This window comes from Halomonas binhaiensis (assembly GCF_008329985.2).
GTDB classification, from domain to species: Bacteria; Pseudomonadota; Gammaproteobacteria; order Pseudomonadales; family Halomonadaceae; genus Halomonas; species Halomonas binhaiensis.
In genome coordinates this window covers 3,228,665-3,255,165 of sequence record NZ_CP038437.2, presented here as the reverse complement: position 1 = coordinate 3,255,165, position 26,501 = coordinate 3,228,665, and the positions used below count along the sequence as shown (strand labels likewise).

The 26,501-nt window shown below is 57.6% G+C and carries 16 protein-coding genes; 9 read left to right on the top strand and 7 right to left on the bottom strand.

The window, feature by feature from the left end:
* Positions 1-7: 7 nt before the first annotated feature.
* From E4T21_RS14220 to E4T21_RS14210, 3 genes are all read right to left on the bottom strand, one after another.
* On the bottom strand, positions 8-1,174 hold the full coding sequence (locus E4T21_RS14220; protein ID WP_149285690.1) for a SctD/MshK family protein: 1,167 nt from the start codon (positions 1,172-1,174) through the stop codon (positions 8-10).
* Between the two features lie 173 nt (positions 1,175-1,347).
* Positions 1,348-1,539, bottom strand: coding sequence for a hypothetical protein (locus tag E4T21_RS14215; RefSeq protein WP_149285689.1), 192 nt, complete (start codon positions 1,537-1,539; stop codon positions 1,348-1,350).
* Between the two features lie 541 nt (positions 1,540-2,080).
* Positions 2,081-10,480, bottom strand: coding sequence for a scabin-related ADP-ribosyltransferase (locus E4T21_RS14210; protein WP_149285688.1), 8,400 nt, complete (start codon positions 10,478-10,480; stop codon positions 2,081-2,083).
* Between the two features lie 318 nt (positions 10,481-10,798).
* Between E4T21_RS14210 and E4T21_RS14205 the strand changes: the two genes are divergently transcribed.
* The 9 genes from E4T21_RS14205 (at position 10,799) to E4T21_RS14165 (ending at position 19,937) form a co-directional block, all read left to right on the top strand.
* Positions 10,799-11,281: a GNAT family N-acetyltransferase gene (locus E4T21_RS14205; RefSeq protein ID WP_240349156.1), complete on the top strand. Its 483-nt coding sequence runs from the start codon at positions 10,799-10,801 to the stop codon at positions 11,279-11,281.
* A gap of 142 nt (positions 11,282-11,423) precedes the next feature.
* Positions 11,424-13,136 carry a chloride channel protein gene (locus E4T21_RS14200; RefSeq protein WP_149285687.1) on the top strand — a complete coding sequence of 571 codons (1,713 nt, stop codon included), beginning with the start codon at positions 11,424-11,426 and terminating at the stop codon, positions 13,134-13,136.
* 40 nt (positions 13,137-13,176) lie between these two features.
* The gene (locus E4T21_RS14195; RefSeq protein WP_240349155.1) at positions 13,177-14,376 is read left to right on the top strand and encodes an extracellular solute-binding protein; all 1,200 of its coding nucleotides are present in this window, start codon (positions 13,177-13,179) and stop codon (positions 14,374-14,376) included.
* A 51-nt stretch (positions 14,377-14,427) separates the two neighbouring features.
* Entirely contained in the window at positions 14,428-15,285 is an 858-nt protein-coding gene (locus tag E4T21_RS14190) for a transporter substrate-binding domain-containing protein (RefSeq protein WP_149285686.1), read from the top strand.
* 70 nt (positions 15,286-15,355) lie between these two features.
* Positions 15,356-16,024, top strand: coding sequence for an amino acid ABC transporter permease (locus E4T21_RS14185; RefSeq protein WP_149285685.1), 669 nt, complete (start codon positions 15,356-15,358; stop codon positions 16,022-16,024).
* A gap of 18 nt (positions 16,025-16,042) precedes the next feature.
* Positions 16,043-16,783 (top strand): amino acid ABC transporter ATP-binding protein, encoded by a 741-nt coding sequence (locus E4T21_RS14180; RefSeq protein WP_149285684.1) that lies wholly within the window; start codon positions 16,043-16,045, stop codon positions 16,781-16,783.
* Between the two features lie 4 nt (positions 16,784-16,787).
* The gene (locus E4T21_RS14175) at positions 16,788-17,456 is read left to right on the top strand and encodes an amino acid ABC transporter permease (protein ID WP_149285683.1); all 669 of its coding nucleotides are present in this window, start codon (positions 16,788-16,790) and stop codon (positions 17,454-17,456) included.
* Positions 17,457-17,622: 166 nt separating this feature from the next.
* A complete protein-coding gene (locus E4T21_RS14170; protein ID WP_149285682.1) occupies positions 17,623-19,149 on the top strand; it encodes an NfeD family protein in 1,527 nt (508 codons plus the stop codon).
* Positions 19,146-19,937, top strand: a complete 792-nt coding sequence (locus E4T21_RS14165; RefSeq protein ID WP_149285681.1) for a slipin family protein — start codon at positions 19,146-19,148, stop codon at positions 19,935-19,937. Before E4T21_RS14170 ends, E4T21_RS14165 begins: the two co-directional genes overlap by 4 nt.
* 27 nt (positions 19,938-19,964) lie before the next feature.
* On the opposite strand, the gene E4T21_RS14160 is transcribed toward E4T21_RS14165, so the two are convergent.
* The 4 genes from E4T21_RS14160 to betC all read right to left on the bottom strand — a co-directional run bounded on the left by E4T21_RS14160 (position 19,965) and on the right by betC (position 26,408).
* Complete coding sequence (locus E4T21_RS14160) at positions 19,965-20,966, bottom strand: aldo/keto reductase (RefSeq protein ID WP_149285680.1); 1,002 nt, start codon at positions 20,964-20,966, stop codon at positions 19,965-19,967.
* A gap of 186 nt (positions 20,967-21,152) precedes the next feature.
* Positions 21,153-23,222: a choline BCCT transporter BetT gene (gene betT, locus E4T21_RS14155; RefSeq protein WP_149285679.1), complete on the bottom strand. Its 2,070-nt coding sequence runs from the start codon at positions 23,220-23,222 to the stop codon at positions 21,153-21,155.
* Positions 23,223-23,232: 10 nt separating this feature from the next.
* Positions 23,233-24,882 carry a SulP family inorganic anion transporter gene (locus tag E4T21_RS14150; protein ID WP_240349154.1) on the bottom strand — a complete coding sequence of 550 codons (1,650 nt, stop codon included), beginning with the start codon at positions 24,880-24,882 and terminating at the stop codon, positions 23,233-23,235.
* Entirely contained in the window at positions 24,879-26,408 is a 1,530-nt protein-coding gene (gene betC, locus E4T21_RS14145; RefSeq protein ID WP_149285678.1) for a choline-sulfatase, read from the bottom strand. Before betC ends, E4T21_RS14150 begins: the two co-directional genes overlap by 4 nt.
* Positions 26,409-26,501: the final 93 nt, after the last annotated feature.

Sequence of the window (26,501 nt, the reverse complement as noted above, 5' to 3'; positions counted from 1 at the left end):
CATGGGCTTACAGTGTCAGGAACATCTCATCCTCGCCTCGGCGCAGGGTGAGTCGATCATTGGCAATCTCGGCAAGTACCCATCCCTGCTGCAAGGCGGCGCCGGGATATAGACGCTCTCCGTTGTCGCCGATGACATAGGGGTTGTCCCCCAGCCACACGGCCTGGAAGCGGAAGTCCGGATGGTCGGGTGTGACACCAGGCATGGCATTGCTGATCAGAACCTGGCGGCTGCCATAGCTCTCGTCGAACCAGCGTTGCACGGCCTGCCAGTCAGCATGCTGGTGCGGTGCAAACTCCCCTGATACGACCAGGTGGTTGCCCGCATCCTCCACTTTCAGCTTGTCGAGGCCGGCTTCTGTCAGGCGGTTCTGCAGGGCTTCTGCCGGTGACCGGCTCAAATCGGCCAGCATCAGCGTTGCATCTGCTGTCTGCGGATGGAGCATGGCGGTGGTTTGCAGGGCCGTGGCTGTGATGGTGGCACCTGCCTTGCCGCCGCCGCCGAAGAAATAGGCCCCGAACACACTCAGCAGTACCACCCCCAGCACAGTGGCAATGGTATTGCGCTTCAGATGAGTCGCATCGCGTTGCTGCCTGCGCGGCAGCAGGCGTTGCAAGCGTGCACGCCAGGCATCGGATAACGGGATCCTGGCCAACCAGCTACTGACCATCAGTGAACCGGCAGCTAAAGGACGGCGTAGTGGCGCCACGACACGCTGCAACAATGCCTGAACCTTGGTCAACAGCGTGGGCACACGCTCGCGTATGGTTCGCCAGGCAGGTTCGATGGTTTCCCATGCCAGGTGCATGACGGGAGGCAACGACAGCTCGGGTTGAGAGAGCTGCAGCTTGGCGCCCCCTATCTCGAAGTTGACCGGTAGACTGGTACGCCATCCGGTACCCTGGGTGAGCAGCTTGCCGCCCACTGAAACATCGCCACCCGTCGCCTCGATGGCGACCATGCGGGCATGAAAGCGCAGGGTGACATGTTCGGCGGAAACGCCCGTATCGCTGAGCATCACATCCGCCTGGGCAGAGGAGCCGATCCGGCAGACAGGTTGCTCTATAGGAATCGTCACGCCCAGATGAAAGCCATCCGTCACCTCCAATGTCGAGTACACGTCGGTAACCGGAGCGAACAATGAGCGTAGGGATGTCGTGAAGGCAGAAGACATGAACGTATACCTAACCAAACACCCCCCTTGCCGGCTGCTGTCATGTCTCGACAGCAGCCGGCAAGGGGAATGAAACGATTGTCAGGAAGCCTCTGGCAGTGTCAGAGAGCCACCGGCAGTAGCCGGTGGCTGACATCGGTTGTTGTACAAACCAGCCACCGATGTCGATGGCATCAGTTATTAGGACGTGATGATCTGGCAGTATCGACCTCGGTGTTACCTTCGGTCTTGGCCTTGCTCACTTCCATGGATTTTTTTGCAGCTTCTTCAAACACTTGCTTAAGCTGGTTGACATCAATGCCGCCACCAGAGTCGCCGGCACCTTCAACCTGTTGTTTCTTGTGTTTCAGGGAAAACATGGCCATTTCACTTCTCTCCTTCGAGTGGATTGAACACTGTTGCTCAAGAAAGGATGGCTTGAAAAGCTGATCCCATTCCTTGTTTCTTGCCTACTGATTTCCAGAAAACCGAAGTTACGGACTAATGCGTTCCTACAAAGTAGAAGAAAAATTGCATGGAGTAATACCTTTATATGTAAGATTGTGTATATAAGATATGTGTTATGTTAACTCATTGATATATATAAAAATCATTGTATCAGTTCACTTTCTGTCTCATAGTTTACTTAGGGGTTTCTTGCGACACTCCCTGTTTTTTCATGATAATGAAACAAGACTGAAATGTATTCGGAGAGTCATCTCGTGTCGTCTTCGTAGGCTTTCCGTATCACCTGCAAGTTACTGTCTTGTGTCTATTTTCTTACGACTAAATGTTAATGTTCTATTGTGGTGAATATCAGAAAGCGCCATGGTTCGGAGCAAATAAAATGCCAAAAGCCTCCCATGAGATATTCATGGGAGGCTTTCTGACGTTTCAGCTTGTCAAATTTGGTAAAACAGCAATTGTTCAGGCTGTCTTGCGGGGGAAGTAGATACGATCACCGACCCTGAGTGCCGTAGGGTCAACGATATGTTCCATATTCATGGCCACGACGTCTGCCACGTCGTGATATCCCTGACCGGTGATGATACTGCCCAGCGATGTCTGCCCTGGCTGTACATCGATGGCATAGTAATCGCGATGATTCTCGAAGGCTGGATTGATGCGATGGCCCTGGCCGACGATATATTCCAGCGGCTGTGGCGATGGCGGTGCCATGTCTTCATTGGCGGCAGGGTCATCATCCTCTAGGCCGGGTTGTATTGTTGCTTCGTCACCAGGCTCGTTCGACGGAGATGAACCATTTTCCGCCGTTGCAGGTGCTTCGCTTTCCTTGTCCTTCTCATCGTCGAGTTCGCCAACCAGCCACTCCCAATCCGGCAGTCGGTCTTCTCCCAGCCATTCTCTCCAGTTATTGATCCATCCAGGAACCATGCTTAATGCCAGCGTCAGGCCGACTCCCTTCCAGATACGGTTTCCATCGGCATTGAGGAGATTGCTATCGGTCAACTGACGGAATGGCCCATGACGAATATCGACATCCGCCCAGTTGAGTCGCCGGCTGGCCAGGTTGATGAAATACAGCTGCATTGCGGTGCCTCCAGCCAGAGCCGCTCCGGCGAGAGGATCTCCATGCCAAGATTGCATGGCGGCTTCGGTGGCTGTAAGTCCCGCCAGCAGGGTGCTGGGAATTGGATATATCCAGTTTGTCATGGCCTTGGGCCAGGCCTTGTAGGGTTTCTTGTTCTTGTCCCAGGTGCCTGTCATGTTGAAGGCGTCATCACGAAGTCCTTTGATACCGTAGTAGGACAGGCCAATCTGGAAGGGCAGTGCCGCCAGGCTGGTTCCCCCGGCTACCCAGTTGCCTTCGGCCAGGGAGGTTGCGGCGCTGTGTAGCGTCAAGGCGGCCCAGGGTGGGGTCATGATGCCGTAGAGGTAGGAACCAAGGAAGGTGCTGGTGCCGGTCAGCTTGTTGACCAGCGGCAGCGACTTGAGATCGACCCTGGCCAGGCCAGTACCCAGCTTGACGGCAGCGCTGCCTGCCAGCACGACATTGGCCGCCAGGAAGCCGGCCAGTCCGGCCTTGTCGACGATCTGGAGTGCCAATGGGTAGCTGGAGTCGAGCAGTCCTCCGTTCATCAGGTAGTGCCAGGAGACGGCATCATTGATCATGTGCGTCGTCAGGATCGAGCTATTGAAGGCGATGCCTTTCCAGGTGCGAGGCTCCATCGGGTTGACGGTCAGCGCATCATCCCCGGCAATATTGGCCAATTCAGAACGGTAGTTGTTGACCTCTTCCTGGATCGCCGCTTTCTTGGCTTGCTCTGTCCAGCCGCGCTGCTGGCTTTCCGGCGTGACGGGAAGATTATCGAGAAGTTGATAGCGTCCCCATAAGCCCTCGATCAGCCCGGTCACCTGGGAAACCTGCTCGTTGTTCAGATTCAATGCCCTGCGCGAAGCGATGATACGGCTAGCTTCCCAGTTGAGCATTTGGGCGTTCAACTCGCCATTATCCATCGCGGCATTGTGGAGCCTGAGCTTTTCATCGAAACGTGCCTTCCCGGCATTCAATATGCCGCGGACAATGAACCCCGGGCCATTGAACAGCAGACCGGGAGCATTGTTGGGGTCGACAAAGTCCGCATATGACGAAGTTTCTGATTGCGCTGGGCGTTGTACCAACTCGCTGGGTTTACCAAAGCTGGCTGCGCTGTGTACCAGCCCCATCGAGCCAAGTACTGTCCCGGCGGCAAGGCCTGTTGCCGTTCTGTTGCGTGCGGGAGACGTGCTGTTGTCCGCCGTCTGGTGGGTGGCTGGTTGTACCGGCGCTTCTGGGTCGGTGACCAACGATACGCGAATATGCTCGCCGTCAGGCAACTGGGCGGCGGCTTCGGGCGACAGCGCCTGCTCAAGCACGCTACGGGGCAGGAGCACGCTGTCAGGTACCGCATCTTTATTGGCATGGCGATCGTAGGGGGAGGGGGTGAACCTGCGCTTTGACTGGCCAGAGACAGAAAACCTGTCTGCCACCACTCCTGGCAGGTGAACCACGGTTCCCTGGCCATCCTGGCTGAGTGTGATTTCACCATGGCTAGTGCCTGAGCCTGACTCCGCCGTCGCTTGCGTGGCTGCTGGTGCGTTTTCCGCATTGGTCGGGTGCACCACGGGTGTTGTCTGTGTGGCTTCGCTGGCTTGGGGCGGTACTGTCGTTGCCTGATTGGCAGCCAGGGTCCACTGCCCATTGTCGTGGAGCGCAAAGGGCAGGCCGCCACCCTGTACCAGTGCCCGGAAATCGCGCACACGCTCTGTACTGAGCACAATGAAGTGGGTGTCATTGCCGACATTGAGCGCGCGCGGCGTGGCATCGCCAGAGGTGTTGGTGATATGTAGCTGCTGCTGCCCATTGCTGCCTGATTCCAGAGAAAGGCGCACGCTGTCTTCCGGGCGAGTCGATGGCCACACGATGTGCCCATCATCGTTCACGCGGCCACTCTTGGGCACGGTGCCGCCAGCAATGACCAGATTGCCGTTGTCGATGCCAGGGTTGGACGAACGTACGATATGCACGAACTGCCCTGGAGGCAGGCTGCCATCCTGTGATGCCTGGTTGAGGGCATCCAGGTCGCCGAGTCGATAGAGCCGCGGCATTCCTTCGGGAGGCGTGCTGGTCTGCTGTGTGTGCACAGATTGCGTGCCTGGTGCTTCGGAGGCCCCTCGTATCCACGGCAGAATATAGTCCTCGCCTGTCTGTGGGTCGCGGTAGAGGATATGGGTCTTGTTACTGACGCCTGCTTCGTCACCACGCGGGCGAGGGCCGATCTCGGGTTGCAGGTAGACATGCTCGGCACTCTCGGGCGGGTTGCCGAGAATCCTGGCGTCGATGACATTTCCGTCTGCATCGTGCAGCTGCAGGGTATTGCTGCTGGAAGTGGTGTCAGCATTCCTGCCTTCACTACTGGTCCATAGTGAACGATCGAAATATGGGTTCCTTACAAACTCTCCAGAAAAGGTATTTGCCCAGGTCGGGTTATCGCCTTCCTCGCCTTGGCTGCTTCTGTTTCTAAACTCCTTTGTTCCACTCAGTTGCCTGGCACCAATAATATTCTCGCTGGGAATCGCGTCGTACAGAACTTCCGATGACCCCGCCCATTCGTGAGAGCTCCCCAGGAGAGCATCTACGTCAGTGCCTGTCCTTGGGTCTACGATGATATAGATCCATTCACCTTCCTCACCCGCTCCCTTCGCCATCTGTAATTCTCTGGATGTCGAGACGAAGACGGAGTCATCAGCCCAAAGGTGCGATATGACGGCTTCTTTAAAATCGCTGTATTTCCTTGTCCACTCCCCAAATCTGGGCGTAAAGCCGTCTTGAAATACGGTGCTGGGGTCTCTTGAATCAAGGCGATAGACAAACGCTGGGGGTGATTGTGACCTTGAAGGCTCGGAAGCTCCGCGTATCCACGGTGTGACATAGGCTTCACCTGTCTGTGGATCGCGATGGAGAATATGGGTCTTGTTGCTGACGCCTGCTTCGTCACCACGCGGGCGTGGGCCGATCTCGGGTTGCAGGTAGACATGCTCGGTACTCTCGGGAGGGTTGCCGAGAATCCTGGCGTCGATCACGCTTCCGTCGACATCGTGCAGCTGCAGGGTATTGCTGCTGGTGGTGGTGTCAGTACCATTGTTGCGGCTGGGGCGCGTCGTCCACAGGCCGTAGGTACCCAGTCCGGTACCGGCAAAACCGGTGGTCAGGCCGACGATGGCATCAGTCAACTGCAGCCCCGACATCTGGCTGCCATCGGTGATCAGGCTCTTGGCCGAGTAGCCCATGAGGGGCACACCGGTGGCGATGGCGGCCCAGTCAAAGAATCGTGCGAATCGATTCAGGGCCGTTTTGCTACTCATGAATGTCGTCGCAGCTTCCGCCACGTTAGAGCCAGGTTTGACGCCGCCGATACTGGCCAGGACGGCCTGCCCACGCGTCATCTGTACGCTGGAGTTCGCTGCATTGAAGGTGCGCGCCATGCCGATGGCGCGCAGACCGCTGGAAAAGAGAGGGAAGGCAGTGGTGGCAACCGAGCCATAGTTCAGCCACGACTCAGTGTCATTCCAATCACCGCCATGATTGACATGATCAATCTGGTTGAAGACCGCTCGCCCGCCCAGATAAGCGCCGCCGGCGAAGGCCAGTGGCGCGGCCACTGGTGCAGCAGGAGTGAAGGACAGAACAGTGGCGATACCGGTGCCGATACCGACGAGGGGGTCGACCACGCTGTCCAGCGCGGAGGTCTCATGCGCATCCACGACTTCCAGGTCGAATTTGCCATCTTCGGAGGACATGTCCAGGTCACGTGGTGCGACCAGCTTGCCATCGTCGCTGAACATCTGGTTGTTGTCGCGGAAGTCCTCGAGGTCCGAGTAATGCTTGCCGCTCATATCGACGTAGCGAACCTCGTCGTCGTCCCCCTGGACGGCAATCAGATTGACCTGGCTGACGCCGTTTTCCTCATCGACATGAAACATCGGCACAATGTTGATCTGTGGATCGTCGCCGCCGGTGTCATGTATCGATTCCAGTACCTCGTCCAGCGCTTCGCTGCTGTCATCATTGTTCCGATTCAGCCCGAATCTTTCATCGAGCATCGGTTCCAGTTCATCGTTCTTGTAGGTAACGAACGTGTTGTCATAGCCTTGTTCGTCATTCTTGCCCTGTTCTGCCAACTGCTGGAACCTGGGCTGGAAGAGTGTATCCAGGGCCTCGTCGCTGTCGTCTTCTAGGGCGCCAAGTTCCAGCCGGTTCTCGAAGTCCATATCGGACTCGCCCATGCGCTGGGCAGGCTGCTCGGCCATCAGCGTGGAGCGGTCTGAGGCTTGTGTCAGACCCTCACGTATATCGTCAATCGCCTGGTCGTCAGCCTTGGCGGCCTCCAAGGCGATGGTGGTGATGGCAATGTCAGGATGCACCCAGCGAGTCTCGCCATCGATCTTGATCCCTACGGGCTGATCGCTGGAATTCAGAGCGGCCAGCAGGCCTTTGTCATCAAAGGTGTCCTTGACGTCCTGAGTCACCAGAACGGGCTGTTGCTTGGTGCCGATATTCTGGGGTTCGCTACCATCGGGGAAGGCATCTTCCGGGGCTTCCGTGGTGCCCTCATCATGTGTTTTGAATAACTTTTTCCGCTCGGCCTCGAGCTCGGAAATGGTGTCGGCCAGGTTTTCCTGACGGATGCCGAAGTCCTGGTTCAGGGCGTTGGACAGTGCTGAATCGGCATTCGATACTTGCTCGTGGGCACCCTGACGGTTCTCCAGGTGATCAAGCCAGTTTGCGGTGACTTCCGGGTCACGGTTTTTTTCCCAGAACTCGCTCATTTCCTCGGGAGCGAGTTGTTCTTCCGTGGTGCCGTGCTCGAAATGGGTAGTGACCCAAAGGCCATCCTCACGCTCTTCGATGACCTGTTTTCCGGTGAATTCACCCAGGTAGTCACCGCTTACTCGACTGAATTCCTTGCCTTCTTCATTCAGCCCCTTGTCTTCATTGAAGGCTTTGAGAAGATCATCGCGGATGTCGTAGGCGTCGGACTGTAGCTGGGCCTGGTCGCGCAAGGCGTGATGGTAGTTGGAATAGGCCTGAGCGACATTGACCTGACTGTTGCTGATTTCCTGTTGCTGCTGGGCTTCCTCGAGCGCTTTGGTGAGCTGTTTATGCTGCTTGCTGCCAGGCTCGGCTTCGGCCAGTTGCTGTTCATGGAAACCGACGCTGTAGTCGGCCATGAAATTATTGCCCTTGGCGAAATGCAGCCCCATGTCGTAGAACAGCGAGTCGACGTTGGTCAGGGCGGCATTACGCTCGCTCTGCTCTCGCTCGTACTGATCCCGCATGAGCTTGAGGTCGTCTGGCGTATCATCCGCGGTGCAGACACCCTGAACCGTGATGTCAGGCACGTTTTTGCTGGCGGAAGTGGCTCTGTCCAGCAGGTCTTGGGCATCGGCGAATTCGGTGCTGGCGTTGCCGGCCTGTTCCACCATGGCTTCGGCGTCATCCAGGCGCTCCTGGGCATCGGCCAGGCTACCGGAAGGTTCCTCTGGAGATACCCATACCAGGCCATGGGGTGCCAGAGCTTCATCGAGAATCTGCTGGGCGCGATCAAGCGCTCCGTCGTAGTCGCTATCCCGGGCATAGACGTCCAACTGTGCCTGGCTGGCCTTGAATTCGGCACTGGCTTCGAGCTGTTCGGAAACCAGCTCATTCAGCTCCAGCGTGGCCCGGGCGACAGCGGAGTCCATCCACACACCGTTCATCGGTACCCAAGTGCCGCCCGAGGGGGGATCCTCCGTCGGTGGGTCGCCGTAGGGATCTTCCGTGGTGACGTTGTTCTCGGGCTTCACACCGGGACCGTAGTCTTCTATCGCCTGATTCAGCGCCTCTGTCTTGTCATCGACGGACGACTGCAGGTCCTCGATGCGCTCTCCCGCCATCATGCCTTCGATGGCGGTCTGGACGACTTCGGCGGCTCGTGCTTCGGCGCCGTCCTCGCTGTCGGGGTTGATTTCCATCAGCGTGTCGGCAAGTGCGGCCTCGGGGGTGCCCTGTTCGAGGTCGATCTCGGTGCCGTCTTCATCGCGGCGCAGGGTCAGGTCGCCATCGGGATGCGTGGTCAGCGTATAGCCGTTGTCGGTGATGGACGTCGTCGTCTTGCCATCCGCGTCTACATCGGTCGAGGTCTCGCGTCCATCCTTGCGGGTGACGGTTTCGTAGCTGCGGCCATCGTTGTACTCAGTGGTGCGGGTTTCGGTGCCATTGCTGTCGACACGAAGGGAGGTTTCTGGTGTCGTACCCGCCGCGGAGCTATGACTTGCGATAACCTCGCCGGGATCATCGGTGCTGACTATCTTGGTGGTATAGCGCTCCAGCCCATTGGTCTGCTGGCCGCTGCTGGTTTCGACAACATAACCGGCAGCCCGCAACTGAGCCTCCACCTGGGCTTGGGTCAGATCATTTTGTTCGGCGATTTCCTCGATGCTCTTGCCATTGGCCACCGCGGCCACGATGTCATCAATGCCTTCGCGAGTAATGTTCTGGCTGTCGTCCAGCGCCGTACGGTTGTTATCTTCATCGATGATTGTCGTTGTGGTCTTGCCGTCATCACCGGTGACTTCCTCTACCGTTACGCCATTCTGCTCGTAGGTGACCGTGGTGGTCTTGTTGCCATCGGCATCCTCAGCGATGGTGGTCTCACGACCATCTGTTTCAGTGACGGTTTTAGTGGAACTGCCATCGGTATACTCGGTGGTCGTGGTCTTGCGACCATCTCTCTCGGTGACTGTTTGCGTGGTACTGCCATCATTATTCTCGGTACGCCGGGTCTCGTTGCCCTCGGCGTCGGTCACTACCGATGTGGTAGTGCCAGAAGGCCCTGTCTCGTGGCTGACGATCTCTTCGCCATCCTCTTCAGCCGTAATGTGTGTGGTCGAGGTAATGGCGGGGCCTTCGCCCTCGGTCCCCGTCTCGTATTCGTAACCGGCGGCCTCGATCTGGGCGATCACCTGCTCAGGGGACAGTCCCTGGGCTTCGGCAATTTCCTCGATGCTCTGGCCATCGGCAACGCCTTCGACGATGTCGTTGATGCCCGCGCGGGTGGTGTCCTGCTCGGGTTTCAGTTCCGTGCGCCGACCTTGTTCATTGATCACCGTCGTGGTGGTCTCGCCATCGGCATCGGTGATTTCTTCGACGACGACACCGTCCTGCTGCTCAGTGAGCTCGTGCTTGGCAACCGTGTCACCGCTTTCCGGATCACTGATCTCGACTGTGCGTTCCCGGCCGTCATCGGACTTCGTCTTTTCGACTTCCAGACCATCTGATTCAAGCTGGGCGAGGACCTCCTCGCGGCTGATGCCATAGTCCTCGGCCACCTGATCGATGCTCTTGCCATCGGCGATATCCGAGGCAAGCGCTTCAGCGTCTTCGGTGCTTAGGCCATTATTGGGCTCAGAACCGTTATCGACCTGGGTGACGTCAAACGTTGGCCCCTGGCCACTGGTATCGAGCAACGGGTACTGGGCCTGGAAGGGGGCATTATCCAGATAAGGAGGATTGGCCTGCTGGGCCAGGAACGGTTGTGAATAGCTGGGCGAATAGACACCCAGCCCCTCGCCATTATTCAACGGCGGCTGAAAGTGAAATATCGGTGTCTGGATGCCTGTATTCCCGGCAGGCATGGCATCAAAAGCCGGGGTATACCTCGGTGTAGGAGGTGGCGGAGGAGGGCTCTGGATCTTGCTGAAAAGGGCGATACCGAGGATCGAGGCAAAGGCATCCGCAGAGTCAGCCTGAGAAAACTGACGAATGTTTCGAATCAGATTGATCACCGCAAGCTCCTTCCTCTAGCCTCTGGCGGGGGGAGGTTGTTGTTACCGGCTGCGACCCACATGGATGTGGGAAGTGCGTATCCGTGACGGGAACACGGGTAGCCTTAACTAACACGGATAGCCCTGACTATCGCTCGCCGACTTTTGAGACAAACCCTAGACAATTGGGAACACCTCCCTCCACAAGGAGGGAACATCTGTCTCAAGCTAGTCATGAAAATGAAACGCAATGTAAAAATTAGTTTTTAATTGTCATCTCCTGGTCATCAATATCGTGTAGGGGATTCCATCTCCTTATTTTCCTTCAGGAAGATTTTTATGCTGATCAATATGTCCATTGGTAGTGTTTCAAGCTGCGAGGCTCCTTTGGACTTGCTGCTGGAAGCCGATCCATCTCTGGAGAGCATCAAGCGTTATCTTGATGACTCGACGTGCTGGGTTGCCTGGTCAGGCGAGCAGGCTGTGGGGGTGTATGTCATCCAGGAGTTGGGCAACGGTATTCATGAGCTGATGAACATCGCTGTAGCTCCAGGACACCAGGGGCAGGGCATTGGGGCGAAGCTGCTGGAGCACGCGATCGAATCCGCCAGGCAGCAAGCGGCCCGTCGACTCGAATTGGGGACGGGAACATTCGGCTACCAGTTGGCTTTTTATCAGCGCGCAGGGTTTCGGGTCATTGCGGTAGAGAGGGATTATTTCCTGACCCATTACGACGAGCCGATTCATGAGCACGGCATTCAGCACAAGGACAGGTTGCGGTTGGCGGTGGAGTATGGGACGGCCGGGCACGAGGAAAAGTGATCATCGTTTGCCCTTGAGGACTAACCCTCCTACACCTGAATAAGATCAGGCCATCAGGCTCAACAATGTGGAAGACGGTACTCGCCAGCCGGGGCAACCGGCGCCGACCGGTCTTCATCCTTCGCCTCGAGGGATGCGGGGAATGCTGCGCTTTGTGGGGCTGGTGGTGCTTGGTGGGATCATCGGGGGAGTGGCGGCACTTGCCGCGGCGGGTTTTGTCGGTCTGGTGCTGTGGCTGAATGATGTCCTGTTGATGTCTCCTCGCGGACGCATGATGTTCGCGCATCCTGAGTGGCTGGTGGTGACAACGATTCTGGTCCCGGTTGTCGGGGGGCTCGTCGTAGGGCAGTTGCACCGTGCCATACCTGAGCGCCGGCCCCATGGCCCGGCTGATGCGATTGCGGCAGTACAGACACGTCGTGGGCGGCTGCCGTTCAGGGCGGGTGTGTTATCCATGCTGAGCGCTCTGGCATCACTCGGTAGTGGGGCTTCGGTAGGGCAATATGGCCCGTTGGTGCATATGGGCGCCAGCCTGGGGTCGCTGGGTGCCAAGGTGCTGCGCCTGGGGCGTTCCGACGATAACGTTGCCATTGCCTGCGGCGTGGCAGCCGTGATTGCCACAGCCTTTCATGCTCCGCTGGCCGGGATTGTCTTTGCCCATGAAGTGATACTTCGCCACTACGCGTTGCGTGCATTCTCTCCTGTCGCCGCGGCCGCCATTGTCGGTTATGTCATTGCCAACGATGTGCTGGCTCAGGGCGCGCTGTTTCATGTCAATGATACGGCCGTTCCGCAAGCCTGGGAGTTTGGTCTGTTCATCATCATCGGTGGTTTTGGTGCTCTGGTGTCCGGGGCATATATGCATGCCATTCTCGCTGTCGGGCGCTGGGCCGGCCGCCTTCCCTTGATTCCCTCGTTACGCCCCGCAGTGGCAGGGTCCATGTTGGGTCTGATGGCGCTTTGGGTGCCCGATATCCTGGGCATGGGCAAGGAGACCTTGCGCTTTGCTACCATCGAAGGCGCCTTCGGCAGTGTTGAGCTGGCTATTGTGCTGCTGCTCAAGATTGCCGCTACGGCACTGTGCCTGGGCATGGGCTTCGGGGGCGGTGTATTTAGTCCCGCATTGGTGATCGGCACCTTGTTTGGTGCACTGTGCGGCACGTTGGTGAATGCCGTCGGGCTGGCAACGGATACTTATGTATTCTACGCCGTATGCGGCATGGTGGCGGTGACGGCGCCGGTCATCGGTGCTCCCTTGACGACCCTGCTGATCGTCTTCGAGCTGACAGGCAACTATGTGCTGACGACGGCTGCACTGGCCAGCGTTACTCTGGCCAGCCCCATTGCGGCGCAGCTGTTTGGCCGTTCATTGTTTGACATCCAACTGGCCGAGAGAGGATTGGATCTCTCGGCTGGTCGCAGTCAGGCGGTGCTGAAAGGTGCTCGGCTCAAGCAATTGCTTAGCCATGATTGTGTGACCTTGCACCCCGAACAATGCGTGAACGATGCGATATCGTTGCTCAGCAACAGCGGCCATACCGAGGCGCATCTGGTCGATGATGGACAGCATTACCAGGGCAGCCTGACGCTCGTCCATCTGGAAGCCATGCGCGGCAGGGGATGGGGGGATCGCCTGCTACGCGACTGCCCACGTGAACCACGCCCGGTGCTTGGCCCCGAGACTTCGGTCTGGACGGCCATGCAATACCTTCAGGAAGTGACCGGCGAAGCCATCGCCGTGGTGGATGACAGCAATGACGATGCCTTTCTGGGTGTGGTCTACGAGACCAGCATTGCCCGTGCCTATCTAAACTACAGCGCAGAATTGCGTCGGGAGGAGCACGGTGTGGGGTAAGCGCAGAAGGCATTATCAGTACAGGACGTATCGTCAGTGCGTGGGCGTGCTGCTGGCTGCTGTTGTGTTGCTGTCCCCGGCATTACGTGCAGATGAAGATGCAGGTCAAATGATCTCGTCGGTTGCTGCCACAGAGCTGGTAGTGCTCAGTTGGGGAGGCGCCTATGAGCGTGCACAACGACAAGCCTTGTTCGAGCCATTTACCGCGGCTACCGACATTCCTGTGCGGGTGCAGCAATACGATGGCGGGATAGGAGACTTGCGCCAGGCCGTGGCAGAAGGAAGGGTGCCCTGGGATGTCATCGACATGACACGCAGTCAGGCCAAGGAAGCATGTGGTGAGAACCTGCTGCAGCCTCTTTCCTGGTCATTGCTGGCGCCTGCACCTGATGGGTCGCCTGCGCAACGAGACTTCATCGAGGGCGCTCTAGGCCGCTGTGCCATCACCCACTCGATCTTTGCCACGGTGGTGGCTTATCGTCGAGATGCCTTTCCTGGATATCGTCCGACCAGGATTGATGACCTGTTCGATCAGCAGCGTTTTCCCGGACCTCGTGCATTACAGCGCACGCCAGCCGTCAATCTGGAGTGGGCGTTGCTGTCCTATGGCGTTCCTCGGCAGGAACTCTATCAACTGCTGAGTACGCAGCGGGGATTGTCGTTGGCCCTGGAGCGAATAGCCGAACTCGAGGACCTGCAATGGTGGGAGGCTGGCGATACTCCTGTACGCCTGCTGGCCGAAAAAAAGGTCGTGATGGCGTCTGGCTACAACGGGCGCTTTTTCGACGCTATTGTCAATCGAGGTCTGCCCATCGAAATACTATGGGATGGCCAGGTCCAGGAACATGAAACCTGGGCAATTCCACAGCATGCTCCGCATCCTGACATGGCGCGGGCGTTCATTCGCTTTGCCACTTCCAGCCAGCGCCAGGTTGCACTGGCCCAGTTGATTCCCTACGGGCCGTCGCGCCACTCGGCAACGCTCCAGATCGGAGCCGATTCTGATGGTGGTGTGGATATGCGCCTGCATATTCCGACACATCCATTGAATGCCGAACGTGCGGTTACCCAGGATGATGATTGGTACGCCAGCACCTATCGACGTGTCAGCGATTACTTTCACGCTGCACTGCTGGAAGGTGAGGAGAAGGGCTTAATGTTGGAAGGTGAGGAGAAGGGCTTAATGTTGGAAGGTGAGGAGCAGGGCTCAATTGACAGTCCTGGAGCCGGGCGACCATAGTGGAGATAGTGAGAAAGCTAATAATAAAACCCCTGAAAATGCGAGGCGATCATGAAATCTATAACAACATCCCTGTTTCGCAGTGTTACCGTCGCCGCTGCCGTCCTGGTGGGTAGCAGCCTGTCGACAGCCGTATCAGCGCAAGACCCGTACACCGTAGGTGTCGAGGCCTCTTTTCCTCCATGGGCATATGTAGAAAGCGGAGAATTCAAGGGCATCGCTATCGATGCCATGAAGGCGATAGCCGATGAAATGGGCATCGAAATTCAGTTTCAGGACATGCCTTTTCCCTCACTGATTCCTGCGTTGTCAGCAGAGAAGATCGATATTCTGGCGACGGGGTTGACCGTCACCGAAGAACGTAGCAAGGCGATCGATTTCACCATTCCCTGGTGGGAAACCAATGATGTCGTGTTGGTGCCAGAAGATTCCGATCTCAATGTCTTCACCGCGGTCTGCTGTGGCGCGCGTATCGGCGTGCAGGGTGGCTCTTCACAGCAAGCCTGGATGGAAGATAACGTCGTCGACAGCGATATCGATGTAGAGTTGGCCAAGTACGACAGTTATGTCACTGCTGTAGACGATATGGCGATTGGCAGAATTTCATCTGTCATTGTCGATGACACTTCTGCCCAGGAATATATCAACGCGGGCAAACCCATAGAAATAGCCGGCAAGATCTATATTCGTGCTCCTCTGGCACTGGCGGTATCCAAGGGCGATCCTCAGGACATTCTGGCCTCCCTGAACCAGGGCATCATGGCGATATATGAATCCGGCAAGTGGCAGGAAATCATCGGTCACTATATTCCTGGCATCACGCCTCCAGCCATACCGGGGAACATGCCAGATTTCGTCGATACCTATGCCAAGCCGGTGGCGGGCCTTCCGGAACTGGGCAACGAATAAAAGGGTGTGAAGGGACGGAATCTTCCCATTCTGCTTACCCAATCGTTGTTTCCAGATCCAGAGGGGGCGTATGGATATCTATGATGTCTTGATACGTGACTTTCCCTTTCTGTTGAAAGGGCTGGGCGTCGCCATCGTGCTGCTGGCTGCCCTCCTGATGATCGGCTTTGTGCTGGGGATGAGCATCTGCCTGTTGCAGCTCTATGGTCCGAAGACACGGTTATTGCAGTGGCCATTGTTGCTGTATGAACGCGTGTTTCGTGGCGTCCCGATCATCATCATGCTGTTCATCTTCTATTACGGTATTTCCGGGGTCTATGACATTTCGGCGTTTGCTGCGGCCATTCTGGCCATGGGGTTGCGCTCGGCCGCCTACCAGTCGCAGATATTTCGCAGTGCCTTCAAGTCGGTTCCGGCGGGTCAGATGATGGCTGCCAGGGCCATGGGAATGTCCAAGGCCAAGGCGATACGTCACATCATCTTCCCGCAGGCGGCGAGACACGCCATCGGTCCGTGGACCAATGAGTTTTCCTCCGAGATCAAGGAAACCTCGCTGGCCTATGTCATCGGTGTCGTGGAACTGACCCGCCAGGCCCACTACATCATTACCAGCACCCAAGGCAATGTGCTCATCGTGTTTGCCGTGGTGGCCTTGCTCTACTTCGTCCTCAATCGGGCAGGTAACAGCCTGCTCTACGCCTATGAACGCAAGTTGGCGGTGCCTGGTTTTGAAAAATAAGACAAGAGATATGCTGCAATGACTGATGACCTCATCCTGGACGTGCAGGGCGTAAAGAAGAGCTACGATGGCCTGGAAGTGTTGAAGGGCATCGGCTTTGGTTTGCGCAAGGGAGAGACGAAGGTCCTCATCGGTCCTTCTGGCTCAGGAAAGAGTACGTTGTTGCGATGTATCAATTACCTGACCAGGCCTGATGCAGGTCGCATCTTCCTCTCGGGGGAGGAAGTGCGGGAAGGCAATATCGATGCCATGCGAGCTCGCATGGGGTTCGTATTTCAGGACTTCAATCTGTTCTCGCATCTGACGGTGCTCGACAACGTCAGAATCTGCCAGATCAAGGTCAATGGCATTGATCGCGAAACTGCGACGCAGCGTGCGCAGCAGGAACTTGCACGAGTGGGGCTGGGTGACAAGGCGATGGCATATCCGGCGGAACTTTCCGGAGGCCAACAGCAGCGTGTATCGATAGCTCGGGCATTGGCCATGGATCCAGATGTGCTGCTGTTCGATGAACCGACTTCTGCGCTTGATCCAGAGCTGACCAACGAAGTGATACGGGTGATGCAGCAATTGGCTCGCGATGGCATGACCATGGTGGTGGTCACTCATGAGATGAGTTTTGCCAGGCAGGCCGCCGATGAGCTCATCTTCATGGAGAATGGCCATATCGTTGAGCAGGGCCCTCCTGGCAACCTCTTCAGTCATGTGGCCAGTGAGCGTACCCGAGCTTTTCTCAATGTCATTGCAGAGCATGGGTGAGCCAATGCTGGATTTCATTCGTTTTGGTATCGAATGGCTGCCTCGCATTCTGGAAGGCGTCCCGGTGACGTTGGCCCTGTGGGCAATTGCCATCAGCCTGGGCTGTGTGCTGGGACTGATCCTGTGCTGGGCACGAGTGTACGGCAATCGATTCTGCTATTGGCTCAGTACGGTATATATCGAACTGTTCCGTGGTACACCGATGCTGGTGCAGATGTTCTTCATTTATCTCGGATTGCCGCATGTCGGCATTGTGTTTGACGCTTTTACCGCCGCAGTGATTGCCATCACCCTCAACAGTGCCGCCTACCAGGCCGAATATTTTCGTGGTTCGGTGCTGTCGGTACCCAAGGGGCAGTTGGTGGCCGCTCGTGCCTGCGGCATGAGCCAGTGGCAGGCGATTCGCTACATCATGCTGCCGCAGGCACTACGTCGGGTGATTCCTCAGTGGTCCAATGAGGCGATCATCGAGCTCAAGTTCACCTCGATTGCCTATACCATTGGCGTGGTCGAGATCACCGCTATTGCCCAGGACATCGGGTCCAGAACCCTCGACTTCTTCCAGGTATTTCTGTGGGCGGGCCTGGTTTACCTGGTGCTCACATCCAGTGTCGCCAGTCTGCTCGGCTGGCTGGAACGCAAGACGTTCGTTCCGGGCGTGACAACCCAGTAATGGCGACATCATCGTCCTCTGCTTCATTACATCGCATCCTTCTGAAACACTTTTCGCGATGAGATCTACACTGATACATAAGACCTGATGGTCGCGATGGAAACATTGGCCAAGTGCCTTCCTGCGCTTTCATCGCGAATGAATCAATCTGCCGAGGCGCGACGTCATGATCGTCAAGCGGAGGCGTCATCTATATCACCCCATCACTTTACTGAGTCTGGTGTGTCTGCTGCTGGGTGCTTTTCTGGGCTGGAATGCCCTGGCCCAACAAAATGTGGCTCAACAGGAGCGGGGCTCGGCCCTGGTCATGACCCTTTCGGACATCATTGGTCCGGCGACCAGTGATTACTTCCAGCGTGGCCTGGAGCTGGCTGAGGAAAGTGGTGCCGAAGTGGCAGTACTGCGCCTCGATACGCCTGGTGGGCTGGATTCTTCGATGCGTGACATGATCAGTGCCATGCTGGCCTCGCCGGTACCGGTGGTGGTGTATGTCGCACCGGAAGGTGCGCGGGCGGCCAGTGCGGGGACTTATCTGATCTATGCCAGCCATGTGGCGGCCATGGCGCCTGCGACTCATCTGGGCTCGGCGACGCCGGTCCAGCTTGGCGGCGGTGGCTTGCCGGGACTCGATGATGAACCCGAGCCTCCTGAGGATGATCCGGCACAGGATGAAGCGTCCGACAAACAGCCTGGCAATGACGAATCCGAGCCTGCGACAGAGGCGGAGCAGGGCGAGAATGGAAAGCAGGAAGCGTCAGAACAGCCTGAAAAGCGCCGTGGCGACACCGCCATGGAGCGCAAGGTCTTGGAAGATGCCGTGTCCTACATTCGCTCTTTAGCCGAGCGTCATGGGCGTAACGCTGAGTGGGCTGAGGATGCGGTGCGCGAAGCCCATAACCTCACTGCCCGTGAGGCATTGGATCAGAACGTCATCGAAGTCGTGGCGCGGGATCTCGACGATCTGTTTACCCAGATTGATGGGCGCGAAGTGGTGATGACCGATGGCAAACGCACCCTGTCCACCGGGGATCTTGCCATCCAGCACTTCGACCCGGATTGGCGAACCCGGCTGCTGGCGGTGATCACTAATCCTAATGTGGCCTATTTCCTGATGATCCTCGGCTTCTATGGCCTGATCTTCGAGCTTTCCAACCCTGGTAGCCTGGTACCTGGCACCATCGGCATCATCTCGCTGCTGCTGGCGCTCTTTGCTTTTCAGGTGCTACCTGTCAACTATGCCGGATTAGCGCTCATTGTGGTGGGAATGGGGCTGATCGTCGGCGAGGCGATGATGCCCAGTTTCGGGATACTCGGGATCGGTGGAATCATTGCCTTCGTGATCGGATCGGTGATGCTGATGGATGCAGATACGCTGAACATATCCATACCGTTGATTGGTGGTGTGGCTCTGGTGGCGGCAGGGATCATGCTGTGGGTGGTGACACGTTTCTGGGGACTGCGCCGCAGCCGTGTGCGCACTGGGCAGGAAGAGTTGTTGGGAAGTGAGGCCCTGGTACTGGACGACTTCCAGGGCAAGGGACATGTGCGCTTGCATGGCGAGCGATGGAATGCGCGTAGTGACCATGCCTTATGTCGCGACCAAATCGTGAAAGTGGTCGGAGTAGATGGACTCACTGTAGTGGTCGAGCCGGTGGGGTCACTGGCTGACAATGACGAGGAGAATGCACCATGATCTTTTCCTATCTTGTCCCCCTCGTTCTGGTCTTGCTGCTGCTGGCAGCCGCAATTCGTATCCTGCCAGAGTACAAGCGTGGCGTGGTGTTCTTCCTGGGCCGCTTCCAAGCCGTCAAGGGGCCTGGGCTGGTGATCATCATCCCTGCCATTCAAAGGATGCAGGTGGTGGACCTGCGGGTCATCACCATGGATGTCCCTGAGCAGGATGTGATTTCCCGGGATAATGTCACGGTCAGGGTCAATGCCGTGTTGTATTTCCGGGTCGTGGACCCGGAAAAGGCCATCATCCAGGTAGAGCACTTTGTCAATGCTACCAGCCAATTGGCCCAGACCACGCTACGTTCCGTGCTGGGCAAGCATGACCTGGACGAGATGCTTTCCGAACGGGACAGACTCAATGACGATATCCAGGAAATCATCGATACCTCGGCAGAAAGCTGGGGCATCAAGGTGGCCAATGTCGAGATCAAGCATGTCGATCTTGACGACAGCATGATTCGTGCGATTGCCCGGCAGGCAGAAGCCGAACGTGAACGGCGCGCCAAGGTCATCCATGCCGAAGGCGAGTTGCAGGCCTCGAAGAAGCTGGTCGAGGCCGCCAATATCATGTCGGAGAACCCGGCTGCCTTGCAGTTGCGCTACCTGCAGACCATGAGCGACATGAGCAACAAGAATGCTTCCACCATCGTGGTGCCACTCCCTATCAATATCATGGAAGCGTTCCAGAAAGTTGTCGGCACAGGCCCAAGACACTCACCCAAGGAGCCGTCGGAGGGAGAGGAGTAGCGAAGGGGGGAGGCAGCATAGAAGCGGTCAGGCAAATTCCTCTGTATCTATTTCCCTCTGCTGGGCTTCGCTGTAACGGGGCCCCGCGACCTGCTCCACTGTCAGCATGCCGTTCACGCGGGTGATGCTGTCAGCATCCAGGCGGAGTGTGTCTGCTGCCAGGTTTTCACGCATGTGTTCGATGGAGCGTGAACCGGGAATGGGAAGGATGTCGTCACCTTGGGCCCTGAGCCAGGCGAGGGCGAGCTGGCCTGGCGTCACCCCGAGGGTGTGGGCTTCGTTCTTGAAATTTTCCAGCAGACTTAGATTCCTGGGGTAATTGTCAGCGCTGAAACGTGGCATGTTGCGGCGCATGTCGCCATCGTCGAAGCTGACTGTGTCAGTGATGGTGCCTGTCAGGAAACCTCTACCCAGAGGGCTGAAGGCGACCAGTGCCGTATTGGCTTCACGGCAGGCCTTGATCAGACCGATCTCCGGGTTGCGTGTCCACAGGGAGTACTCGTTCTGCACCGCGGCGATAGGATGTTCTGAACGAGCACGGCGCAGGGTGGCTGCGGATATTTCGGAGAGGCCAATATGACGAATCTTGCCCTGCTCCACGAGCCGGGCCAGGCCACCTGTGCTTTCTTCGATGGATACCTGGGGATCCAGACGATGAAGGTAATACACATCCAGGTGATCGGTATTCAGGCGCCGCAGGCTGTCTTCGCACTGTTGCTGGAGAGTGTCTGGTCGACCATCGATGACCTTCTTGCCCTGCTCTGGGTCCATGGCCATGCCACATTTGCTGGCTAGCAGAATCTGGTCACGCTTGCCCTGCAGAGCCTTACCCAGCAGCTTCTCATTGGCTGTTGCGCCATAGAGCGTGGCAGTGTCGAAGTGACGATATCCCATGTCAAATGCTGCATCCAGGGCGCGCAGTGCCTCCTGCTCCGCCAGTGGATTGCCGTAACCGTGGGAGAGGTTCATGCAGCCTAGGCCAATAGCGGGAGCCGCAACTTCCTTGAGGAGGGAAAAGATGGTCGACATGAATATCCTCGTCACATGTGGGGGCCACTCATGATGCCGAGGTGGGGGTGGGAGTTGCAAGGAGGGATGCTGAAAGCCGAAGGCAGCCAGCGACGCCTGCTGCCTTCGGCCATTGTGTAGAGAAACCCCTGCCTGTCGTTGACGGTAGTTAGCCGTAGCCGGTTGTCAGTCGGCTACGGCTAAGCGCTAACCTCTGACAGGCGGTGAAAGGGGCTCCTGCTCGTACAGGTCTTCGGCGACATGCGTGGCGGGCATGGTATCCAGGCTGCCGCCATCTTCACTGGCCTGGGCCAGGAAGCGCAGGTGGTGCTGATATTCATTGATCACATCGTTCATGACCTGCTGCCGGGTGTAGCCGTTGAGATCCTGTCCGATGCCGCCTTCGGCGAAGTGGACGTCGAGCCGCAGGTAGTAGTCGTCGTCGGCAGGCAGGAAACTCGGGGCTTGTAGGCGTTGCGGGCGAATACCGTAGACAAAGCTTGGTGCTCCATCAAATTCGACGTGAAGTGTCGGACAGAGCAGCTCGGTGCCTTCCACTTTATCCTCGCTCACGCTGGCCTGCTGCCCGCGCCGGTTCAACTCCTCGGCAAACTCATTGAGTGCTGGGAGGATAGCATGGCGCAGAGTGTCTTCTGCCTGAGTGCGGGTGCTGCTGTCCAGGGTACGATCCAGGCGTTCCCGCCAGTCGCTGATGGCGATGGACGAGGCACCGTTCTGGTAGCGTGTTTCGGCCTTGTCGCTTTCCAGCTTCAGAGAGCGGTACATGCCGATCATGGTCAGGAAGATGACCAGCGAAAATGGCAGGGCGGTGATGACCACAGCACTCTGCAAGGTCTTGAGCCCGCCTGCCACCAGCAGGGCCAGGGTGATGACGCCAATGATGGCGGACCAGAAGATGCGCAGCAAGATGGGGGCATCGTGGTTCACGTCGCGCAGTACATAGGTGAAGTTGGAAAGCACCAGTGCACCCGAGTCGGCAGAGGTGACAAAGAACACGATGCTCAATACGGTGACCAACGTGGCCGTGAATCCCACCCAGGGGAACTGCTCAAGGAAGGTATAGATGGTGGCCTGGGGCGTATTGAGTGCTTGCTCGCCCAGTTCCGTTAGCCCGTTATCCACCATGTCGATACCGCTGTTGCCGAATACGGACATCATCACCATGACGAAAAGCAGTGGTATGAACAGAGCGCCGGCGACGAATTGACGAATGGTACGGCCGCGTGAAATACGTGCCAGAAACAGGCCGACGAAAGGTGCCCAGGCAATCCACCACCCCCAGAAGAACACGGTCCAGCCACTGAACCAGCCTTGGGCATCGGGAGCATAGGCGTAAGTGTCGAAACTTTTACCTGTGAGGGCATCAAGGTAATCGCCGGTGTTCTGTACCAGGGCATTGAGCAGATGCAGGGTGTCACCTTGCAGCAGTACGAACAGCACCAGTGCCGCCATGAGCAGCAGGTTGAGTTCGGACAGACGGCGGATTCCCCGCTGAACACCACTGACGACGGACAACGTGGCCAGGGTCACGACCAGTATGATCAAACCCCCTTGAGCAAACAGGCTCTCGGGAATGCCGAACAGGTAGGTCAGGCCGTAGTTCATCTGCATCACACCGATGCCCAGGGCCGTGGAGATACCGAATACGGTAGCCACGACGGCGGTGATGTCGACTGCATTGCCGATGGGGCCGTAGATACGCTGGCCGAGCAACGGGTAAAGCGTGGAGCGAATGGCCAGGGGCAGGCGATGGCGGTAACTGAAGTAGGCCAGGGCCATGCCCATCAGTACATACAAGCCCCAACCGGAAACGCCCCAGTGCAGGAACGTCTGCACGATGGCATGGCGCTGGGCTTCTGGTGTCGAGCCTTCACCCAGCGGTGGAGTGAGGTAGTGGGTCAGGGGTTCGGAAACCACGAAGAACAGGATGGCCCCGCCAAGCCCGGCGGCGAACAGCATGGCCGCCCACGACAGCGTCGAGAACTCCGGTCGTGAATGATCGGGCCCTAGTCGGATCTTGCCAAAACGGGAAACGCCGATGGCGATGACGAACACCAGATACGCCACGATGGCGAGCATGTAGTACCAGCCGAAGGTTCGGCCGATCCAGTTGAGGCAGGCATTGAAGAACGCCGTGGCCTGCTCGGTAAAGAGGATGGTGTAGGCGAGAAAGACCAGAATACCCGCGACCGAGCCGTGGAATACGGCTGGGTTCAGGCGATTGGCTGGTGGGTGTGCATGTTGCTTGGATGTCATGGGGCGCCTCTCATATTGTTATTGCCGTGGGCGTTTCATGGTAGGAGTCGTTGTCGATGAGGCCGGCTCGTTGCAGGCGAGCCAGGACATCGGGCTTGGGCCAGGCCAGGTACAGCTTGCCTCCTCGGATATGGCAAAGACGTGCCTGACGCTGGAGCAGGTGGATGCCGCTCAGGTCGATGAAGTTGATGCCCGCTGCCAGAATCACAAGGTTGGGGCGGTCGAAGTGGTCGATGCGTCTTGCGACTGACTCGCAGGCGCCGAAGAATAACGAACCGTCGATTCTGATGACGCTACTGCTGGAGGCGTCCGTGACCTGTTGTATGGCCACAGGCGCATAGGATAACGGGCACTCGACGACTGGAGGCCGGGTCGTGCGGCGCAGGTAAAGCACCAGGGATGTCAGCACACCGAAATAGATGGCGAACTCCAGGGTCAGCAACAGGGTACTGAAGAAGGTGATCAGCAAGACGGCCGTTTCTGAACGGCTGACAACCAGTACCTCGCGTATGCTGTGTCGATCGACCAGTCTGGCCGCGATCAGCAACAGTTGGCCGGCGATGGCTGGCATGGGGATGTGGTGCAGCAGAGGCGCTGCCAGCAGCACGATCGGTACCAGGAAGAGTGCCGATAGGACTGCTGCCAGGGGAGAGCATGCGCCTGCACTGGCATTGAGCCCCGAACGCGTGAGCGATCCAGATGAGACATAGCTGGAGCAGAACGCTCCGCCGAGATTGGATAGCCCTTGACCGATGAACTCCTGATTATGGTTCAGCCGTTCACCTGTGCGCGCGGCGAAGGCTCGTGAGATGGCTGCCGTCTGAACCAGCCCCAGCAGCCCCAGGGCAATGGCACCTGGCGTCAGCATGCGTACGGTGTCGAGCGAGAGGTCCGGGAACGAAAGCGGTGGCAGGCCTGCAGGCACTGCAGCAATACGCTGGATGCTGACATGTTCTGGATCGAGCCAGGCAGCCAGCAGTGAAGCGGCCACGAGTGAAAGCAGCATGCCAGGCCAACGTGGCAACCAGCGCTGAAACGCCAGGCATGTCGCCAGCGTGAACCCGGCGACCACAAGGGCATCGGGGTGGATATCGCCAAGCTGAGCAAACATGTGCGGCCAGATATCGAGGAAACCACTGCTCTCTATCGGTGCCAGCCCCAGCGCATAGGGTAGCTGGCTGGTGGCGATGATCAGCGCGGCACCAGCGGTAAACCCCATCACGACCGAATTTGAGACAAGATCGACCAGCACTCCCAGTCGTGCCAGACCCAGCAACAGCTGGAAGGCCCCGGTCAAGAATGTCAGTGTCAGCACCTGCGCGATGAAATCACCACCTTGTGCCTCAATGAAGGGCATCAAGGTGGCGAACAACGCGATTGACAGTGCTGCTGATGGTCCGCTGACCACATGACGCGAAGAGCCGAACAGCGCGGCCAGCACGACCGGCACGATAGCCGTATACAGGCCATAGACCGGGGGCAGCCCAGCCAGCAAGGCATAGGCGACCCCTTGGGGCACGACCAGTACCGCACCGGTCAATCCCGCGATGGCATCGGCGCGCATTGAGCGTGCATTCTGCCGTGGCAGCCAGCCGAGAAATGGCAGGATGCGTTGCAGTCTGGCCGATTGCCGGTGGAGGTCTGTCGGCGATCTCATCATGACGGATCGGAAGGTACCGGGAAGCGTGCGCGTCGTTCGAGATCGTCCAGGTCAATGGTATTGCGCATGTACTGGGTACTGGCATCGAACATGGGCTGGTGATCCCAGGTTGTCACCTTGCCTTTCATGAGGGCGCGCGAGACCAGTTTGCGTCGGCGCTGGCTGTCCAGTACCTGCTGATGCAGGAGCTCGTAGTTCCAGCGCTCGCTGACTTCATTGCGGAACTGTTTGCACAGGTCGAGGTGCACAGGGTCGTTGGCCAGATTATTGAGTTCAAGGGGATCCGCCTCGAGATCGAACAACTGGTCCGGGTCCGGCTGTGAGTGGACGAACTTGTAGCGTCCACGACGGATCATCAGCAACGGTGCGATGGCACCTTCCCCGAGGTATTCACCAATGACCTCATCATGTCCGCCATTGCCGGTGAGGTGAGGGATCAGGCTGCGGCCATCAAGGGGAACGGCGTACTCTGGTGCCTGGCCGTCGCCAGCCATCTCGGCAAAGGTGGGCAGCAGGTCCATGGTCGAGACGGACTCCTTGACCCGGCGTGGAGCGAAACGCTTGGGGGCATGGACGATCATCGGCACCCGGGCTGAGTTCTCGAACCAGCTCATCTTGTACCACAGGCCACGTTCTCCCAGCATGTCGCCATGATCCCCGGAGAACACGATGATGGTGTCGTCGGCCAGTCCGGTTTCTTCCAGTACCTTGAGCACCGAACCGATCTGGTCATCCACATAACTGATGGAGCCGTAATAGGCGTGGCGGGCATTGCGGATCTGGGCGTCGTCGACGGTGTCTTCGTCGATCTGGTAGACATGACGCAGGCGCTGTGAGTGGGGGTCCATCAAGTCGCGGGAATATGGCACCTTGGGCATATCGATGGCGTCATGATCGTAACGGTCCCAGTATTCCTGCGGAATGGTGTATGGGTCGTGAGGATGGGTCAGCGATACCGTCAGGCAGAAGGGACGCTGTTCACCATTGCGCGCATAGTCGTAGAGGAAGCGGCGGGCACGGAAGGCGACCTCGTCATCGAAGTCGAGCTGATTGGAGCGAACACAAGGTCCTGCCTGAGTGACCGATGACATATTGTGATAATAGGTCGGTCGGGTGTCGAAGTTTTCCCAGTCGACAAACCAACCGTAATCGGCCGGGTAGATATCAGTGGTCAGGCGCTCTTCGAAGCCATGCAATTGATCGGGGCCACAGAAGTGCATCTTGCCCGACAGCGCCGTGTAGTAGCCGGCATCACGCAGATAATGGGCAAAGGTCGGTGTGTCGGCGGCGAAGTCGGCGGCATTGTCGTAGCCGCCGATGCGAGAGGGCAGTTGCCCGGCCATCAAGGTATAGCGGGATGGCCCGCACAATGGGCTGTTGCAGTAAGCAGATTCGAACACCACACCTTCACTGGCTAGGCGTGAAAGATGGGGCGTCTTGACCAAGGGGTGACCATGGAAAGGAAGTACTGAAGCAGCCATCTGATCGGCCATCAGGAACAGAATGTTGGGCTTCTTGCGCGCCATGGGGCCTCCTGTCTTGTGAATTGTCGCTATGAATCGACGATATGGATTGACGTCATGTACAACTGCCATGGAATGTTGCCATGGACGGTGATG

Coding starts and splice junctions, on each gene's coding strand:
- E4T21_RS14220 (WP_149285690.1), bottom strand. CDS start 1,174: ATGTCTTCTGCCTTCACGACATCCCTACGCTCATTGTTCGCTCCGGTT.
- E4T21_RS14215 (WP_149285689.1), bottom strand. CDS start 1,539: ATGGCCATGTTTTCCCTGAAACACAAGAAACAACAGGTTGAAGGTGCC.
- E4T21_RS14205 (WP_240349156.1), top strand. CDS start 10,799: ATGCTGATCAATATGTCCATTGGTAGTGTTTCAAGCTGCGAGGCTCCT.
- E4T21_RS14200 (WP_149285687.1), top strand. CDS start 11,424: ATGCTGCGCTTTGTGGGGCTGGTGGTGCTTGGTGGGATCATCGGGGGA.
- E4T21_RS14190 (WP_149285686.1), top strand. CDS start 14,428: ATGAAATCTATAACAACATCCCTGTTTCGCAGTGTTACCGTCGCCGCT.
- E4T21_RS14185 (WP_149285685.1), top strand. CDS start 15,356: ATGGATATCTATGATGTCTTGATACGTGACTTTCCCTTTCTGTTGAAA.
- E4T21_RS14180 (WP_149285684.1), top strand. CDS start 16,043: ATGACTGATGACCTCATCCTGGACGTGCAGGGCGTAAAGAAGAGCTAC.
- E4T21_RS14175 (WP_149285683.1), top strand. CDS start 16,788: ATGCTGGATTTCATTCGTTTTGGTATCGAATGGCTGCCTCGCATTCTG.
- E4T21_RS14170 (WP_149285682.1), top strand. CDS start 17,623: ATGATCGTCAAGCGGAGGCGTCATCTATATCACCCCATCACTTTACTG.
- E4T21_RS14165 (WP_149285681.1), top strand. CDS start 19,146: ATGATCTTTTCCTATCTTGTCCCCCTCGTTCTGGTCTTGCTGCTGCTG.
- E4T21_RS14160 (WP_149285680.1), bottom strand. CDS start 20,966: ATGTCGACCATCTTTTCCCTCCTCAAGGAAGTTGCGGCTCCCGCTATT.
- betT (WP_149285679.1), bottom strand. CDS start 23,222: ATGACATCCAAGCAACATGCACACCCACCAGCCAATCGCCTGAACCCA.
- E4T21_RS14150 (WP_240349154.1), bottom strand. CDS start 24,882: ATGATGAGATCGCCGACAGACCTCCACCGGCAATCGGCCAGACTGCAA.
- betC (WP_149285678.1), bottom strand. CDS start 26,408: ATGGCGCGCAAGAAGCCCAACATTCTGTTCCTGATGGCCGATCAGATG.